This window comes from Rhodoferax sp. (genome assembly GCF_011391645.1).
In the GTDB taxonomy this organism is placed as follows: domain Bacteria; phylum Pseudomonadota; class Gammaproteobacteria; order Burkholderiales; family Burkholderiaceae_C; genus Rhodoferax.
This window is the reverse complement of sequence record NZ_JAABQC010000022.1, coordinates 16,258-32,253: the sequence shown is the minus strand read 5'-3', so window position 1 is coordinate 32,253 and position 15,996 is coordinate 16,258. Positions and strand designations below refer to the sequence as shown.

Here is a 15,996-nt window from a genome sequence, read left to right as displayed (position 1 = left end):
TCGGTCAGGATGAACAGGATGTTATAGGCCGCGGGCTCGCTGCGCGGTGACGCAGCAGCATTCACCTGGTCTGCTTGTTTGACCATAATAAGATCTCCGGAACGGTTGTTAACGCTTCAAAAAGTCAGTGTGAAAATTCTACCAAGGCAGGCCTAGATGCGTAAAGCGTAGTATTCCACAAGCCTTTGATGTCGCCGCTGAAGTTCACGCAGCTACCCGTTGAATGACAGCTTCGCCGAAGTCACATTGGGAGAGGCTACGTCTGAAATGGTCGCAGCGGACAGTCACACTCAAAACCTGAACGGCAGCAACGGGTCTTAAAGAGCCAGCGACCTTCGATGGCTGTCGGGCGCCAAAGCGGATGTCAGGTTTGGAGAAAGTTGTGACCCCGGAACGCAGCGCGAGCTGACACCTGCGAGTACCCGCTTTCGGGTAGCCCAGTGGTTGCCCGCCACCATGCGCCGACTGTGGCAAGAGGGGCAGACGCCACAGTCGCTGGTGTCTTGACCAGCCCACTACTCATTGCTTCGGACGCAAGCGGATCACACTGCGCCTGTGTATTCCCCACGCGCAGGGTAGTCCTTGGCAATCGCAAAATCAATTGCACCCAGCAAATCCTGAAACTGCGGCCGTGCAAACGGCATGGTTTGCACCGCTCCGTAGTACAAGGTGCCATCAGGACGCACGATGAACACGCCGGGCTCGGAAAACAGTGCGGGCTCTTCGATACCGATGGATGTCTGGCCCCGCGATGTGCTGATGTACAGGCCCCATTCGCGGGCTGACTTCAGGCTCAGCCCGTAGCCAAACTTCACTGCGTTGGCATGCACCTTGGAAGCCATTTGTTGACCACGGTCGGCATCGTCGCTGCTGATGGCCACCACCTGCACGCCACGACTGGCAAACTCGGGTGCAAGCCGTTCCAGCTCCATCAGGTATTTGGCACAGATCGGGCAATGCAAGCCGCGGTAGAACACCAACAGGTCAAATGTGTCGCCAGGCTCAGCCCCCAGCACAAAGCGGCCGCCTTGCGTCAAGGGCACATTGAGGGCTGGCACAGGGAAGCGAGGGAGAAGGGATTGGCTGCGCATCGGGTTTCCTTTTTTGAACGAGGAAGTCATTGTCTTGTACCATATGCAATGATTAATTCATTTTTTATTGCTTTTCGTTCAACATGCCTACTTCAATCGGTTCAGACACACCACGACTCGACCGTCTGTCCGCCCTGTTGTTGGCCGTGACACCCCGTGTGTCAATCCTTTACCCCCAAGGTGAGGGAGCCAACACGCTCTGGATCAGCCTGATGGCCGTGCCCGGCGGCTCTGCGCCACACAGTGTGGTCATCGCCCCAAGCCACGGCACTTCCATGACGGGTGTGGCGTTTCAGGTGCACCTGGAGGGTCCAGCCGCACCCTTGTTGATGCGTGAATTTGCACAGCCCCTGGTGCTAAAGCTGGTAGACGCCGATGTAGCGCTGCAACTGGCTGTACAGGTGTTGTGGACAGAATCAGTGTCCCCGCGATGCGGGCAACCGGCCATGTTGACCCATGCTGGCAACATGCTGTTCATCGGCTTGCTTCGCCACCTCGTGGCCCATCCGAAGGCAGATATCGGCTTGTTTTCCGGTTTGAGCGACCCGCGCATTGCCAAGGCGCTGGTGGCCATACATGCCCATCCGCAACTGGGTTGGAGCCTGGAGACCCTGGCAGAGCATGCGGGCATGTCCCGCACCTTGTTTGCCACACACTTTAAAAGCACCATGGGCACTTCACCAGGCAAGTACCTTACTCAAGTACGCTTGCTTGTTGCACAGCGGGCAGTGCAGTCGGGCAAAGGACTCAAGGGGGCGGCAAGTCAATCGGGCTACAAGGATGTGTCTGCACTGTCGCGCGCACTTGGGCGACACGCGAGAACCCTCAATCGGCAGCTCATTCACCCATCAGAAAAACACTGAAAAAGGCTCAACAGGTTGCCGTTGATTTCAGCCTCCGACCATTGCGAGCAGCGCGACATCAAGGTCCAGGTCCAGTTCCGGTTAAGCCGCCAAATCCCAGTCGGTGGCCCAGGCCTGCCCGATTTGCGCCCCGTCATCCATCTGCGCATCACCACAGTCATCCCACAGCGGCGGCCCGCGTGCCGGCGATATGCAATAGCCAACGGCCGGTTTGGCTGAGGCATTTCAGCAAACTGGCTGACAGCAACGGGTCTGAAACGGTATTTGGCGCCACCGCCCCAATGACCACCCATATCGGATCGGTCTGCACCGCAAGGCGGGGGTGGGGTAGATGTTGGGCGCGTCATTAAAAAGTCCGAAGGACGCTGAGAGCCCGGCGTCTACCCCACCCCCGCCGACTCAAACCCAATTCAGTCTCCAGCAGCAAAAAAGCCACCCGCAGGTGGCTTTTTCAGCGCGTCATGACAAGAGCGCTCAGTTCACAACCTGCGACAACTCACCGCGGGCGTATTTTCCGGCCACCTCAAACAGACTGTGGCTCTTGATTTTGGCGCCCTGGCCTTCGCAACCAAACTCCAGGTAGCGCTGTTTGCACAGCGCTTTGGCGGCTTCACGGGCCGGCTTGAGCCAGTCGCGGGCATCGAACTTGTCCGGATTCTCAAACATGTATTTGCGCACGGCGGCGGTCATGGCCAGGCGGATGTCGGTGTCGATGTTGATCTTGCGCACCCCGTACTTGATGGCTTTCTGGATTTCTTCCACCGGCACACCATAGGTTTCTTTCATCTTGCCACCATACTGGTTGATGAGGGCCAGCGAGTCCTGCGGCACGCTGCTCGAGCCATGCATCACCAAATGCGTGTTGGGCAAACGTTTGTTGATTTCCATCACGCGGTCAATCGCCAGAATGTCGCCTGTGGGCTTGCGGGTGAACTTGTAGGCGCCGTGGCTGGTGCCGATGGCGATGGCCAGCGCATCGAGTTGGGTGCGCTTGACAAAATCGGCGGCCTGTTCGGGGTCGGTGAGCATTTGCTCGCGGGTCATGGTGGCGTCGGTGCCATGGCCGTCTTCCTTGTCGCCCTTCATGGTTTCAAGGCTGCCCAGACAGCCCAACTCGCCCTCCACCGTGACGCCCACGGCGTGCGCCATGTCAACCACCTTGCGGGTGACTTCCACGTTGTACTCGTAACTGGCAATGGTTTTGCCGTCCCCTTCCAGGCTGCCGTCCATCATCACCGAGCTGAAGCCCAGGTTGATGGCGCCTTGGCAGATGTCGGGGCTTTGGCCGTGGTCTTGGTGCATCACCAGCGGAATGTGCGGATAAGCCTCGATGGCCGCCAGAATCAGGTGCTTGATGAATGGCTCTCCCGCATACTTGCGGGCACCCGCACTGGCTTGCAAAATAACGGGCGCACCGGCTTCATCAGCCGCCGACATCACGGCTTGCACTTGCTCCAGATTATTCACGTTGAATGCCGGGATGCCGTAGCCATTGGCGGCGGCGTGGTCAAGCAGTTCGCGCATAGAAACAAGAGCCATGATGAATTTCCTTTAAAGATTGGTGACTGGGCAGAATTTCAGCTTAATTTTAGCCACTCAAAGCGTGGCAAAACTGACGCGGGCGGCCTACCCGACGCGGCAGATCTTGAGCATGTTGGTACCACCCGGAGACCCCATGGGCTCGCCGCAGGTGATGGCATAGACATCGCCTGTCTGCACGATACCACGCGCCTTGAGGTCGTTTTCGGACTCGGCCAGTGCCGTGTCCCGGTCGGCACTGGTGTCGATCAGGAGCGGGCGCACGTTGCGGTAAAGCGTCATTTTGCGCTGCGTCGCAATTTTGGAGGTGAGCGCATAAATGGGCACCTGAATCAGGTGGCGGCTCATCCACAGTGCGGTCGAGCCACTGTCGGTCATCGCCACAATGGCCTTGGCACCCAGATGGTGCGCGGTAAACAGCGCGCCCATGGCAATGGTCTGGTCGATCCGTGTAAAGGTTTTGCCGGTAAAGTCCGCCTCGAGCTTGAACATCTCGCCGCCTTCGGCTGCGTGGCAGATCTTGGCCATTTCAATCACTGTTTCCAGAGGATATTTGCCAGCGGCAGTTTCCGCTGACAGCATCACGGCGTCGGTGCCGTCCAGCACCGCGTTGGCGACGTCGCTCACCTCGGCGCGGGTTGGCACCGGGTTGGTGATCATCGACTCCATCATCTGGGTCGCGGTGATCACCACGCGGTCATGCTCGCGGGCCAGCGTGATCATGCGTTTTTGCAAGGCGGGAACCACCGCATTGCCCACTTCCACGGCCAGGTCGCCGCGCGCCACCATGATGCCGTCGCTGGCCATCAGTATTTCCTCCAGATGAGGAATTGCCTCGGCGCGCTCAATCTTGGCGATCAGTCCCGGCCGGTGGCCATCCTCGGCCGCCACGCTGCAGAGCTGGCGCGCCATTTCCATGTCGGTCGCATTTTTGGGGAAACTCACCGCCACGTAATCGGCATGAAAACTCATGGCGGTGCGGATGTCCTCCATGTCCTTGGCGGTCAGAGCCGGGGCGGTCAAGCCGCCACCCTGTTTGTTGATGCCCTTGTTGTTGGACAACTCGCCGCCCATCTTGACCGTGGTGTAGATGGCTTCGCCCTTGACGGAGTCCACAATGATGACAATCAGTCCATCGTTGAGCAGCAACACGTCCTTGGCTTTGACTTCGCGCGGCAACGCCTTGTAGTCCAGGCCAACGGCATTGACGTCACCGAGTTCAGTGCGCGCCGCATCCAGCACAAAGCATTGGCCCGGCTGCAAAAACACCTTGCCCTCGGCAAACTTGCCGACCCGGATTTTGGGACCCTGCAAATCGGCCATGATGGCCACCTCGCGCCCAGCCCGCTTGGCGGCCTCGCGCACCAGGCGCGCCCGCTCAATATGGTCTTGTGCAGTGCCGTGACTGAAGTTCAGGCGCACCACATTGACTCCGGCACGGATCATCTGCTCGAGCAAGGCGGGATCGCTGGAAGCCGGGCCTAAAGTGGCAACAATTTTGGTCGCACGACGTGGCATGTATCTATCTCCGATGTAACAAAGTTTCTTGATTTTCACACAAAGAAGTTACAGGGCAGCAACAACAGGGCCTCTGCAACACACGCTACCAACCCAGACCCAGATGCAGTGGCAAATAAACCACCATCCCCGAAACAATGGTGCCCAACACAGCCTGTCCCTGTCCCTTGCGCCAGAAAAAGTACCCGGCGCCCGCCAAAGCGGCATAGATGCGGGCATCCTGCCAGGTGTGAATCAGCTGGCCGTGCATCATGACGACCTCAGGCGCCACCACCGCTGACAGCGCGGCAATCGGGGCATATTGCAGGCCACGTTGCGCCCAATGCGGCAGGTGCCAGGGCGCTTTGCTCATGAAGAAGAAACAGCGGGTGACCACGGTGACTCCGGCCAGCCCGGCGATCACCCCCAGCGTCCAAAGGTCCGTGCCGTCCAGGCTGGGGGCGATCATGTTGGCAACCTGGGCGTTTTGGGCCAGGTTTCTTCGATGATGAGGCACAACGCCACCGCGCTCGCGATGGCCACCACAATGTTGAGCTTGAGTGGCAGGGCGTAGGCCACCACGGCGGCCATGCCGGCGACTCCGGCGGAAACTCGCCGCAAATGACTCGATGCCAGCGAGCAGCCCACACCCAGCAACGCCAGGATGCCGGCAAAGCCCAGGCCCCAGCGGGTCGGGATCACGTTGGCCAGCGCAATGCCGACCATGCTGGCACTTTGCCAACTGACCCAGTTGAGCAGGCTGCCGCCGCTCAGGTAAGCCAGCTGTTCGCGCCGCTCGTCCACGTTGGCGGGCGGGTGGTGGTAGTGCCGGGTGAACAACACATAACTCAAGTCGGCCGTGAGGTAGCCGTGAAACAGGCGCCAGCGCAAGGGCAAGTGCATCAAGTAGGGCCGCATGTGGGCGCTGAACACCACAAAGCGCAAATTCACGCAAAAGCTGGTCGACAAAATCACCCACACCGGCGCGCCCGCCGCGATCAGGGGCATGGCCGCCAATTGCGAGCTGCCGGCAAACACCAGCAAACTCATGGCCACGGCTTCGAACGGGCTCATGCCCGACTTGACCATCGCCACACCGGTCATCAGGCCCCAGGCTGCCAGACCCGGCGACACCGACGCCATTTCGCGCGCGCTGCGACCGAATGCCGGGTGCTGCCACCAACTGCGGGCAGCCACAAGCAGGCCGCGCATCAGCCTAGTACCTGTCCAATTTGCAAGGCGCAGCCGCGCAGGAACTCGGCACTGGAGAGGCGTTTGCCGCCAGGGCGCTGCAACTCGGTGATGAGGACGACCGAGTGAAGTGCTGCGACGGCAATGCCATCGGGCCCAATCGCCAAGATTTTTCCACCGTGCTGCGGATCCTGGAAGACGCCCTTGCCCACCTCGGCCCTCCAGATTTTGAGCATCTCGCCGCCAAGCAGGGTGCCGGCGCCGGGAGCAGGGTTGAAGGCCCGCACCCGCCGGGCAATATTTTGCGCCGGCTGCGACCAGTCGATCAGCGCCTCGGCCTTGTCGATTTTGTTGGCATAGGTGATGCCGAGCGTTGGCTGCTGCACTGCCTGCAACTTGCCAACGGCTGCCAGTGCCAGTGCCTGCACCATCAACCGCCCACCCAGTTCAGCCAGTTGGTCATGCAAGCTGCCCGTGGTGTCGGACGGCAGAATCGGCAGCGACTGGGAAAGCAGCATGTCACCCGTGTCCAGACCTGCGTCCATTTGCATGATGGTGACCCCGGTCAGCGTATCACCGGCTTCAACGGCACGGTGAATCGGGGCGGCACCACGCCAACGTGGCAACAACGAAGCGTGAATGTTAAAACAGCCCAGGCGCGGCGTGCCCAGCACCCACTGCGGCAAGATCAGGCCGTAGGCGGCCACCACCATGGCATCGACCCGTGCCGCTTCAAGCGCCTGGCGCGCTGCTGCGGCATCCTCTGGAAACTTGCCGTCCAGGCGCAGGCTGCGCGGCTGCACGACCGCCATGGAATGTTCAAGCGCAAATTGTTTGACGGGCGAAAGATGCAGCTTCAGGCCACGCCCGGCCGGCCGGTCAGGCTGGCTAAAAACCAGCGCAATTTCATGGCCAGCCGCATGCAGCTGCGCCAATGCCACGGCGGCAAATTCAGGGGTCCCGGCAAACGCCAGCTTCAAGGGCGGTCCTCGCGCAGGGCTTTGAGCATTTTGGTTTTGATGCGGTTGCGCTTGAGGGGCGACAAATACTCGACAAACACTTTGCCCATGAGATGGTCCATTTCATGCTGGATGCAAACTGCCAGCAAGCCGTCAGCCTCAATGAGTTGCTGCCTGCCCTCGCCATCCAGCGCGTCCACCTTGACGGCATCACTGCGCCGCACACCGTCGTAAATGCCTGGCACCGACAGACAGCCCTCTTCATTCAAATGCGTCTCAGGGCTGGCCCATAAAATTTTGGGGTTGATCAGTACCAGCGGCACATCGCGGCCCTCGGAGATATCCATCACAATCAGACGCTCATGCACGTTGACCTGGGTGGCCGCCAAGCCAATGCCTTTGGCCTCGTACATGGTCTCAAACATGTCAGCAATAAGGGATCTGATGCGCGCATCCACCGCCGCCACAGGTTTGGCCACGGTGTGCAATTTGGGGTCGGGATAGCAAAGAATTGGTAGTAAAGCCATGTTGTCACTTCAAAGTTGTCGTTATTTTCGCTATTTTCGGCCTCCCATGCCCATTACCCGAAGCACAATCGTTGTCCCAACAAGGGCTTGGGCGCACAATCTGATGCGGACTAATCAAATGCAAAGCACCATGGCCAAAACTCTTTTTGACACTCTTTCCAACAAACTGACGTGGACCACCCTTGCCTGTGGCTTGCTGGCGGGCCCGGTGTTATCTCAAAACTTCCCGATCACCGAGCAACAGCGCGCCACCGCCAACCAGGTCGCCCAAAGCGGTGTGGCACTGAGTGAGCTGAGCCCCAACGCGCCGCAGAGTTATACGGTGAAGTCAGGCGACACGCTGTGGGACATTTCAGGTCTGTTTCTGAAAAATGCCTGGCGCTGGCCCGAGTTATGGGGCATGAACCTGTCCGACATCAAAAACCCGCACCTGATTTATCCCGGGCAAACGCTGTTTCTGGACACCAGCAACGGCCGGGCCCGCCTGAGCATGCGCCCAGGCTCGGGCCTTCCCACAGTTCGGGTGTCGCCGCGCACGCGCATTGAAAATTTGGCCGCAAACGCCCTGCCAACGCTCAGGAGCGACCTGATCCAGGCTTTCCTGACCCAACCCCTGATCGTGGATGAACAGGGCCTGAATGCTGCCGCGCGCATCGTCGCCGCAAAAGAAGACCGGGTGTTGCTGACCCGTGGCGACCGCGCATATGCGCGTAGCGCTGATGGAAGCCAACTGCAGGACGACCCCAGCAAGAAACAAAAGGCATTTCGCATCTTTCGCGACGCCACACCACTTATCGACCCGGTCAGCGGCGAAGTGCTAGGCTTTGAGGCCCAGTACGTCGGCAAAGCCTTGCTGGCGCGCAGCGAAGGCAAACAGGACAGCATGGGCGCCGATGGCAAGAGTGTCACCGAAATCGTGCCCGCCACGATTGACATCATTGATGCCAAGAAGGAAATGCGTGTTGGCGACCGCTTGCTCCCCGAGCCACCGCTGGAGTTGCAAAGCTACGTGCCGCACGCGCCTGCAGCCGGCGTGGAGGCCCGGGTGGTCTCGATTTATGGTGACGCTGTGGCCAATGCAGCGAAAGGCCAGGTGGTCAGCATCAATCGGGGCAGCCGTGATGGCATGGAACTGGGCCATGTGCTGGTGATCATGACTGATGGCGCGCGCCTGGTGGACCCAACCGATGCCGCGCGGCCGATGATCAAACTGCCCGACGAGCGCAATGGCCTGCTGATGGTGTTTCGCACCTTTGACAGGGTGTCTTACGGCCTGGTGCTCGACATGGCCAGCAGCGTCAAGGTGGGTGATCGGCTGGTCAATCCAAATTGACCCTGGCAAGCCCGGGCGACCATGGAACGTGATGAGCTCAAGGCATGGCTGAGGCTGACCTTGAGCCCTGGCATTGGGAATGTGTCGGCGCGCAAGTTGCTCGAAACCTTTGGTCTGCCGCAAGCCATTTTTGAACAAGCCGGTTCCGCCTTGCGACAGGTGTCGACCCCGGCCCAGACGCAAGCGCTGCGGACCGAGCCACCGGCGCTGGCAGCCTTGCTGGAAACCACCTGGAACTGGCTTGAGCAAAGTGAAGTGAACGGTTGCCAGCACAGAATTGTCACGCTGGGGGATCCCGGCTATCCGCAGGCCTTGCTTGACATCGACGACCCGCCGTTGATGCTGTACCTGTTGGGAAAAGCCAGTTTCATGCCGCCGCAGCCGGCTGATCCTGCCGATGCAGCGTCAACAGCCGCCGCGTCATTGCCGCCCCCGTGGTCAATCGACCCGCAGCGCTGTCTGGCCGTGGTGGGTAGTCGCAACCCCACACCGCAAGGCGCGCGCGATGCCCGGCTCTTTGCCAAAGCATTGGTCGAGGCCGGTCTGACGGTGGTCAGTGGCCTGGCCCTGGGGGTGGACGGCGCCGCCCACGAAGGTGCCTTGGAGGGCTTGCCCGAGGAAGGCACCGAGCATGCTGCCACGCTGGCCGTGATCGGCACCGGCCTGGACCGGGTTTACCCCAAAGCTCATTACCAACTGGCCCACCGCATTGCACTACACGGGCTGTTGCTGAGCGAATACCCGTTGGGAACGCCGCCGTTGAACGCCAACTTCCCCAAACGCAACCGCCTCATCGCCGGGCTGGCTCGCGGCACGCTGGTGGTGGAAGCAGCCCTGCAGTCGGGCTCGCTCATCACCGCCCGGCTCACCGCCGAGCAGGGCAAAGAGGTGTTCGCCATCCCCGGCTCGATTCATGCAGCGCAATCGCGCGGATGTCACGCGCTGATCAAGCAGGGCGCCAAACTGGTGGAATCCACCCAGGACGTGCTGGAAGAACTTCAGGGTTTCAAGCCATGGTCGGCTGCGCCAGAAAGTGGCTCGGCGCGCCAAGTGGCGCAAGACGGCATTGACACCGCTGTGGCTGGCAACCCGCTGTTGCAGGCGATCGGTTTCGACCCGGTCGGTCTTGATGCCTTGCAGGGACGAACCCGGCTCACCACCTCTGACTTGCAAGCCCAGTTGATGACACTCGAAATCAATGGCCATGTGGCACGTTTGCCCGGCGGCTTGTTTCAACGCTTGTCTGGCGCTTGAACAGGGCTGGTTGCGCGCCCTGGCGCTGGTCTCGGCGTCGCGCCCGATACCGGGAAGACGTCACCGCAGCAAGCGTTCAGGGTACTTTTCGATTTGCGTCAAAGCATCACGGGTCGCACGCTCGGTCAGCAGCGCCTCTTCCTGCGGTTTTAACATGCCGGCGTCCAGATAGGCCGCGAGCCGTGCTGTCTGGATCAGGTAACTGCGTCCCAGAACCGATGAAAAAAGATGCAAATAACCGAGCGGACTGCTCCAGACGTACTGAACCTGAACGAGTTGCTCGTGATAGTCAAGGCTGAACCAGGCGCCCAAACTCAAGTTTTGCGCCCAAGCCAGCATGACCGGGCTGGCCACCTCGCCGCCGGAAGTCACCACTTCGAGGTCTGACGCATCAATCCCCAGCAAATCCTCAATGCCTTGGGGGTCGAGCGGAAGTTCCTCTGGTCCCTCTGTGCTGAAATAATTCTCCAGGTGCGCCAGACGTTCGGCCAAGGCCTGGATTTGCGCCCTGTCAATGGCCTGCGCCTTGGACATGAACGCATCCGCCAGAATATCGCTGATCACCTTGATGTGCCCGTCCTGAAGTTCCGAACTCAACCCGAGCAGGCTCATCCCCGTGCGCAAAGACTTCAACAACTCGGGTAAATCTGCAATCACCTGCACGCGGTCGGCGCGATTCAACTTGGCGCTGGCGGCCCAAATCAAGTCGGTCGCAGTTTTCTTAAGCGCCAGGGTGGCCTGGTGTTGCCCGCCCTGGCGCATGCTGGCCACCGCGATCACTTCTGACCAGACTTTGTATAAAAAATCACGAATAGCGTCGCGCACCGGCATGTCTTTAATCAGATTACGCAACTCGATGGTGCACTGAATGGCCAAGGTTTCCTTTTGCTCCACCTGCTCCGCCACACCGACCAGCTTTTGAGATGCGGTTTTTTGCGTCAGGTAGTTTTTAAGAAACTCCTTGAACTCCTCGTAAACACGCTCGTAAACGCGGTCTCCGGCGTCGGGGTACTGCTCAACCACCTGAACCACCCGCTTGATCTCGGTGGCCAGTTCATCGCTCTTGATGTCGCTGGCGTCAAATCCCAGCGCACAGGAACCCATGTGATCAATCAACAAGCGGGCCGGATGATTCTGCCGATTGAAGAAGTCCGGATCTTGCAAGGCCATGCTCAGGACAGGCATCTGCAGCCGGGCAAACCAGACCCTGATCTCGGGCGGGATCCGGTCCTCCTGCAAAATTGACTGAAACATCAGCGTGATCAACTCAATAATGGCCTTTTCATTGTCGTTTTGCGCCAGTTTCTTGAGCTCTGCCGACTTCTGCTGCAGTTCCCCGGCGACCTGCGCGACCATCAACACAGGCAGTGGTTGCTCTTCAGCGCCGGCGTCACCCCAGGCCTCACCCGGCATCGGGCGCTGCGCCAACGCCGACATCAACTGCGCCGATGGCCCGCGCTGTACCGCCGCGGAAACATTTTGAGCTGGAAAATAACCCGGCATCATGCGACCCACCCGGGTTAAAACGTCCATGCCGTATGCGCCAGCCTGAGGCAGCACTTCAGCGCCTGCCTGCACCGGAAAACCGGAATAATGCCTTGGGGGAGTGGCTGATATCCGTTGGCTTGACCGGCCTGATGCATCACTTCTGGCAGCACTGCCGGACATGAAATTTTGTGGTGGGTAGGTGCCAGACGGGTAATTTTCCCCGGCTTGTAGCGCAGGCGGGGCATAAGACGACGCCGCAGGTCTGGCCTTTTGATGCGACTCGACCGGAACCACCGGCAACACACCCTGAGCCACCAGTTCGGCATTGCAGCTTGCGTAAATCTGCCGCCATTGCGCGTTGATGTGGCGCTGCACCGCCTCGTTGATCAAGGCCCACGAGTCCAGCGACAAACCACAGGCCACCCATTGCTCGAGCATGGCAAAAACCAACACCTCAGGATGAACGATGTCCTGGGCCGACAACTCCTGCGCTGGCTCCAGGTGTTTTAGCCGCTTGCGAAAATCATTGACTTCACCGGCTGCCACCTCCATCAGGGCCAAAGCCATGCGGGAAGCCAGCATGCGGTTTTCAACCGCCTCGGTGCTGACCAACTCCAGGTGCGTGCTCGCTGGCAAGGCGACATGACGCTGGTGTGCAAATTTCAAGGCCGCCTGCCATGCCTTCAGGGTTGCCTCCAGCCATGACTCTTTCTGGTGTTCGAACAGTGTCCAGGTCTCGCGGCGCAACTGCTGCTCGCGCATCGGCGCTGCTTCGTTCAGCAAAGAGATCAAATGCTCACGGATCGAGGCCTGCAAAACCGTCAACGACTGCGCGACCTCGTCAACCAGGCGCTGACGCATGCGCGCCGCCAGGGACGCGTTTTGATGAGCCGATAACGGTGAAGCCATGGCTTGAAATTCTAAACTGTGGCGCCCGCGTTGGGGTCATTCGGGTCCAGATCCTTTTTGCCCACACCCCCCTTGACCAGGTCCTCGCGCTTGAGGCCCAGCCACATGGCCACGGCGGCAGCGACAAAAACAGACGAGTAAATGCCGAACAAAATGCCGATGGTGAGCGCCAGCGCGAAATAATGCAGGGTCGCACCACCGAACAGAAGCATCGACAGCACCATCATCTGCGTCGAGCCGTGGGTGATGATGGTTCGGCTGATCGTGGATGTGATGGCGTTGTTGATGATTTCCTCGGTGCTCATCTTGCGATAGCGGCGGAAGTTCTCGCGAATCCGGTCAAAAATCACCACCGATTCATTCACCGAGTAACCCAGCACGGCCAGCACGGCGGCCAGCACCGGCAGCGAAAACTCCCACTGAAAGAAAGCAAAAAACCCCAGGATGATGATGACGTCGTGCATATTGGCAACGATTGCCGCCACCGCAAATTTCCACTCAAAGCGCATTGCCAGGTAAATCATGATGCCGACGACCACCAAGGCCAGCGCCTTGAGACCGTCGGCGGCCAGTTCGTCGCCGACCTGCGGACCGACAAATTCAGTTCGGCGCATCGTCGCTGAAGCATCCAGTTCTTTCAAGGCGGCCATCACCTGGGTGCTTTGCTGGGCTGAACTGACACCTTTTTGGGCTGGCAGGCGAATCAGCACATCACGCGCAGTGCCAAAGTTTTGCACTTGCACATCGGTGAACCCAAGCTTGGCCACTGTGGCACGCACTGCCCCCAGATCTGCAGGCTGGGAATAAGTCACTTCCAGCAGCGTGCCACCAGTGAACTCCACCGACAGGTGCAAGCCACGCGTGAACAGAAAAAATACCGCCGCCAGAAATGTCAGGCCTGAGATAAGGTTGAACACCAGCGCATGCCGCATGAACGGGATGTCGCGCTTGATTCTAAAAAATTCCATGGTTTATCCTAATCAGTTGGAGACAGAGTTGGCTCACGGAGTGCGGCTGAGGTCTGTCCCACAAGGTTCTACGATTCAGTCTTGAGCGCGGTGCCAGAATCGGCTCGCCAAATGGTGCCAATCGACACCGTCTTCAGGCGGTTCTTGCGCCCGTACCAAAAGTTGACCAAACCACGCGAGAAAAAGACGCCAGAGAACATGCTGGTCATGATGCCAAGGCAGTGCACCACGGCAAAGCCGCGCACCGGTCCGGAGCCAAAGGCCAACAAAGCCAGGCCGGCAATCAGGGTGGTGATGTTGGAGTCAAAAATGGTCGCCCAGGCACGGTCGTACCCGGTATGAATCGCGGCCTGGGCCGAGGCACCGCTGCGCAACTCTTCTCGGATACGCTCATTGATCAGCACGTTGGCGTCAATCGCCATGCCCAGCACCAGCGCCATGGCCGCCATGCCGGGCAGCGTCAGGGTGGCTTGCAGCATCGACAACACTGCCACCAGCAGCAGCAGATTGAACGCCAGCGCAATGCTGGAAAACACGCCAAACAGCATGTAATACATGCACATGAAGATGGCCACCGCCACAAAGCCCCAGGTCACGCTGTTGAAGCCCTTGGCAATGTTCTCGGCGCCCAGGCTGGGGCCAATGGTGGTTTCCTCAATGATTTCCATCGGCGCCGCCAGCGAACCGGCGCGCAGCAGCAAGGCGGTGTCGTTGGCTTCCATGGTCGTCATGCGGCCCGAGATTTGCACCCGACCGCCACCGATTTCGGAGCGGATCACCGGCGCGGTAACGACTTCGCCCCGGCCTTTTTCAAACAGCAAAATGGCCATGCGCTTGCCGACGTTTTCACGCGTCACGTCGCGAAAAATACGCGTGCCCTTGGCGTCCAGATTCAGGTTGACGGTGGGCTCCTGCGTCTGACTGTCAAAGCCGGGTTGCGCGTCGGTCAGGTTTTCGCCGGTCAGAATCACCTGCTTTTTGACAATCACCGCCTGACCATTGCGCTCCAGATAACGCTCGGAGCCAAACGGCACCACACCGTTGCCCATTTCGGCAGCCCGCGCCTCGGTGCTCTCATCGACCATGCGCACTTCCAGTGTGGCCGTGCGCCCCAGAATGTCTTTCGCCTTGGCGGTGTCCTGCACGCCCGGCAATTGCACCACGATACGGTCCAGCCCCTGCTGCTGGATCACCGGCTCGGCCACACCCAGCTCGTTGATCCGGTTGTGCAGGGTGGTGATGTTTTGCTTGAGCGCCTGGTCCTGGATACGACGCGCAGCCTCGGGTTTGATAGTGGCAGTGAGCTTGAACTCGGCACCCTCGGCAGCATCAATGGTTTGCAAGTCGGCAAACTGGTCCTGAAACACCGCCTTGGCGGCTTCCAGCGTGGCGGCATCGCGAAAGCGCACCTCGATAGACTGGGCCACACGGTTGATGCCGCTGTGGCGAATATTCTTCTCGCGCAGGCTGGTACGCACATCACCCGAGAGTGATTCTGCGCGTTTGGTGAGCGCCGCCTGCATGTCCACCTGCAGCATGAAGTGCACGCCACCGCGCAAGTCCAGGCCCAGGTACATCGGCGACGCGTGCAAGCCAGACAGCCAGGCCGGCGACCTTGACAGCAGGTTCAATGCCACCACATACCCCGGATTGCCGGCATCAGGGATCAGCGCTTTCTGAATGGCGTCCTTGGCTGCGAGTTGGGTGTCGGTGTCAAGCAGCCTGACCTTGATCGAGGCACCATCCAGCGTCACCAGATCCGCCGTGATACCGGCCGTTTTGAGCGCCGCCTCCACCTGCACCAGGGTGCCCGCGTCTACCTTGACCAGCGGCTTGGCAGCCGAGACCTGCACTGCAGGCGACTCGCCAAAGAAGTTCGGCAAGGCATACAAGCCCGCCACAACCAACGCGATCACAATGATCACGTATTTCCAAACCGGGTAACGATTCATGATCGCCCTTCAGACATCAGACTGCAAAATGCCGGCACAGGCCGGCGCTCAAGGCGGGTGAATTTACTTGATGCTGCCCCGGGGCAACACCTGAACCACGGCACTGCGCTGCAAATGAACTTCGATGCCATTGGCCACTTCAATGTCAATAAAGCTGTCACCCAGCTTGGTGACCTTGCCCAAAATACCACCGGCTGTGGCGACTTCATCGCCCTTGGAGAGGGCCTCGATCATGGCTTTGTGCTCTTTCGCCTTTTTCATTTGAGGACGAATCATCACAAAGTACAGCACCACAAACATCAGCACCAGAGGCAGCATGCCCATGAGCGAAGACTGCACGTCACCGCCAGAAGCTGCGGCGGGGGCGGTTTGGGCAATGGCAGAAGAAATAAACACGGCAAACTCCAGATAGGTGAATCAAAAAA

General features: G+C 59.6%; 14 protein-coding genes. 3 read left to right on the top strand and 11 right to left on the bottom strand.

Features of this window, described 5'->3' with window-relative positions; genetic code table 11:
- Window positions 1–542: 542 nt before the first annotated feature.
- The gene (locus tag GPS82_RS04845; protein WP_296491614.1) at window positions 543–1,058 is read right to left on the bottom strand and encodes a peroxiredoxin-like family protein; all 516 of its coding nucleotides are present in this window, start codon (window positions 1,056–1,058) and stop codon (window positions 543–545) included.
- 116 nt (window positions 1,059–1,174) lie between these two features.
- Between GPS82_RS04845 and GPS82_RS04840 the strand changes: the two genes are divergently transcribed.
- A complete protein-coding gene (locus GPS82_RS04840; protein ID WP_296491612.1) occupies window positions 1,175–1,954 on the top strand; it encodes an AraC family transcriptional regulator in 780 nt (259 codons plus the stop codon).
- Between the two features lie 474 nt (window positions 1,955–2,428).
- Here the strand turns inward: GPS82_RS04840 and fba are convergent, their stop codons facing one another.
- The 6 genes from fba to def all read right to left on the bottom strand — a co-directional run bounded on the left by fba (window position 2,429) and on the right by def (window position 7,667).
- Window positions 2,429–3,493 carry a class II fructose-bisphosphate aldolase gene (gene fba / locus GPS82_RS04835; protein WP_296491608.1) on the bottom strand — a complete coding sequence of 355 codons (1,065 nt, stop codon included), beginning with the start codon at window positions 3,491–3,493 and terminating at the stop codon, window positions 2,429–2,431.
- Between the two features lie 87 nt (window positions 3,494–3,580).
- Window positions 3,581–5,011, bottom strand: coding sequence for a pyruvate kinase (pyk, locus tag GPS82_RS04830; RefSeq protein WP_296491605.1), 1,431 nt, complete (start codon window positions 5,009–5,011; stop codon window positions 3,581–3,583).
- 85 nt (window positions 5,012–5,096) lie between these two features.
- Window positions 5,097–5,459, bottom strand: coding sequence for an AzlD domain-containing protein (locus GPS82_RS04825; protein WP_296491602.1), 363 nt, complete (start codon window positions 5,457–5,459; stop codon window positions 5,097–5,099).
- Window positions 5,456–6,133 (bottom strand): AzlC family ABC transporter permease, encoded by a 678-nt coding sequence (locus tag GPS82_RS04820; protein WP_296491619.1) that lies wholly within the window; start codon window positions 6,131–6,133, stop codon window positions 5,456–5,458. Before GPS82_RS04820 ends, GPS82_RS04825 begins: the two co-directional genes overlap by 4 nt.
- 68 nt (window positions 6,134–6,201) lie before the next feature.
- The gene (gene fmt, locus GPS82_RS04815; RefSeq protein ID WP_296491599.1) at window positions 6,202–7,161 is read right to left on the bottom strand and encodes a methionyl-tRNA formyltransferase; all 960 of its coding nucleotides are present in this window, start codon (window positions 7,159–7,161) and stop codon (window positions 6,202–6,204) included.
- A complete protein-coding gene (gene def, locus GPS82_RS04810; RefSeq protein WP_296491597.1) occupies window positions 7,158–7,667 on the bottom strand; it encodes a peptide deformylase in 510 nt (169 codons plus the stop codon). The genes fmt and def overlap by 4 nt, the downstream gene beginning before the upstream one ends.
- Window positions 7,668–7,797: 130 nt before the next feature.
- Here def and GPS82_RS04805 point away from each other — a divergent pair, with 130 nt between their 5' ends.
- Both GPS82_RS04805 and dprA read left to right on the top strand, forming a co-directional pair.
- A complete protein-coding gene (locus tag GPS82_RS04805; protein WP_296491594.1) occupies window positions 7,798–9,000 on the top strand; it encodes a LysM domain-containing protein in 1,203 nt (400 codons plus the stop codon).
- A gap of 21 nt (window positions 9,001–9,021) precedes the next feature.
- Complete coding sequence (gene dprA, locus GPS82_RS04800) at window positions 9,022–10,254, top strand: DNA-processing protein DprA (RefSeq protein WP_296491592.1); 1,233 nt, start codon at window positions 9,022–9,024, stop codon at window positions 10,252–10,254.
- A 60-nt stretch (window positions 10,255–10,314) separates the two neighbouring features.
- Here dprA and GPS82_RS04795 read toward each other — a convergent pair whose 3' ends face one another.
- The 4 genes from GPS82_RS04795 to yajC all read right to left on the bottom strand — a co-directional run bounded on the left by GPS82_RS04795 (window position 10,315) and on the right by yajC (window position 15,967).
- Entirely contained in the window at window positions 10,315–12,651 is a 2,337-nt protein-coding gene (locus GPS82_RS04795; RefSeq protein ID WP_296491590.1) for a DUF1631 family protein, read from the bottom strand.
- 11 nt (window positions 12,652–12,662) lie between these two features.
- Entirely contained in the window at window positions 12,663–13,619 is a 957-nt protein-coding gene (secF, locus tag GPS82_RS04790; RefSeq protein WP_296491588.1) for a protein translocase subunit SecF, read from the bottom strand.
- 68 nt (window positions 13,620–13,687) lie between these two features.
- Window positions 13,688–15,571, bottom strand: a complete 1,884-nt coding sequence (secD, locus tag GPS82_RS04785) for a protein translocase subunit SecD (protein ID WP_296491585.1) — start codon at window positions 15,569–15,571, stop codon at window positions 13,688–13,690.
- A gap of 63 nt (window positions 15,572–15,634) precedes the next feature.
- The gene (gene yajC / locus GPS82_RS04780; RefSeq protein WP_296491583.1) at window positions 15,635–15,967 is read right to left on the bottom strand and encodes a preprotein translocase subunit YajC; all 333 of its coding nucleotides are present in this window, start codon (window positions 15,965–15,967) and stop codon (window positions 15,635–15,637) included.
- Window positions 15,968–15,996 lie beyond the last annotated feature (29 nt).

Bases quoted from the DNA above. Each gene is read 5' to 3' on its own strand.
- GPS82_RS04805 (WP_296491594.1), top strand. From the start codon at position 7,798: ATGGCCAAAACTCTTTTTGACACTCTTTCCAACAAACTGACGTGGACC.
- secD (WP_296491585.1), bottom strand. From the start codon at position 15,571: ATGAATCGTTACCCGGTTTGGAAATACGTGATCATTGTGATCGCGTTG.
- dprA (WP_296491592.1), top strand. From the start codon at position 9,022: ATGGAACGTGATGAGCTCAAGGCATGGCTGAGGCTGACCTTGAGCCCT.
- GPS82_RS04795 (WP_296491590.1), bottom strand. From the start codon at position 12,651: ATGGCTTCACCGTTATCGGCTCATCAAAACGCGTCCCTGGCGGCGCGC.
- def (WP_296491597.1), bottom strand. From the start codon at position 7,667: ATGGCTTTACTACCAATTCTTTGCTATCCCGACCCCAAATTGCACACC.
- GPS82_RS04840 (WP_296491612.1), top strand. From the start codon at position 1,175: ATGCCTACTTCAATCGGTTCAGACACACCACGACTCGACCGTCTGTCC.
- GPS82_RS04825 (WP_296491602.1), bottom strand. From the start codon at position 5,459: ATGATCGCCCCCAGCCTGGACGGCACGGACCTTTGGACGCTGGGGGTG.
- GPS82_RS04820 (WP_296491619.1), bottom strand. From the start codon at position 6,133: ATGGCGTCGGTGTCGCCGGGTCTGGCAGCCTGGGGCCTGATGACCGGT.
- secF (WP_296491588.1), bottom strand. From the start codon at position 13,619: ATGGAATTTTTTAGAATCAAGCGCGACATCCCGTTCATGCGGCATGCG.
- fba (WP_296491608.1), bottom strand. From the start codon at position 3,493: ATGGCTCTTGTTTCTATGCGCGAACTGCTTGACCACGCCGCCGCCAAT.
- pyk (WP_296491605.1), bottom strand. From the start codon at position 5,011: ATGCCACGTCGTGCGACCAAAATTGTTGCCACTTTAGGCCCGGCTTCC.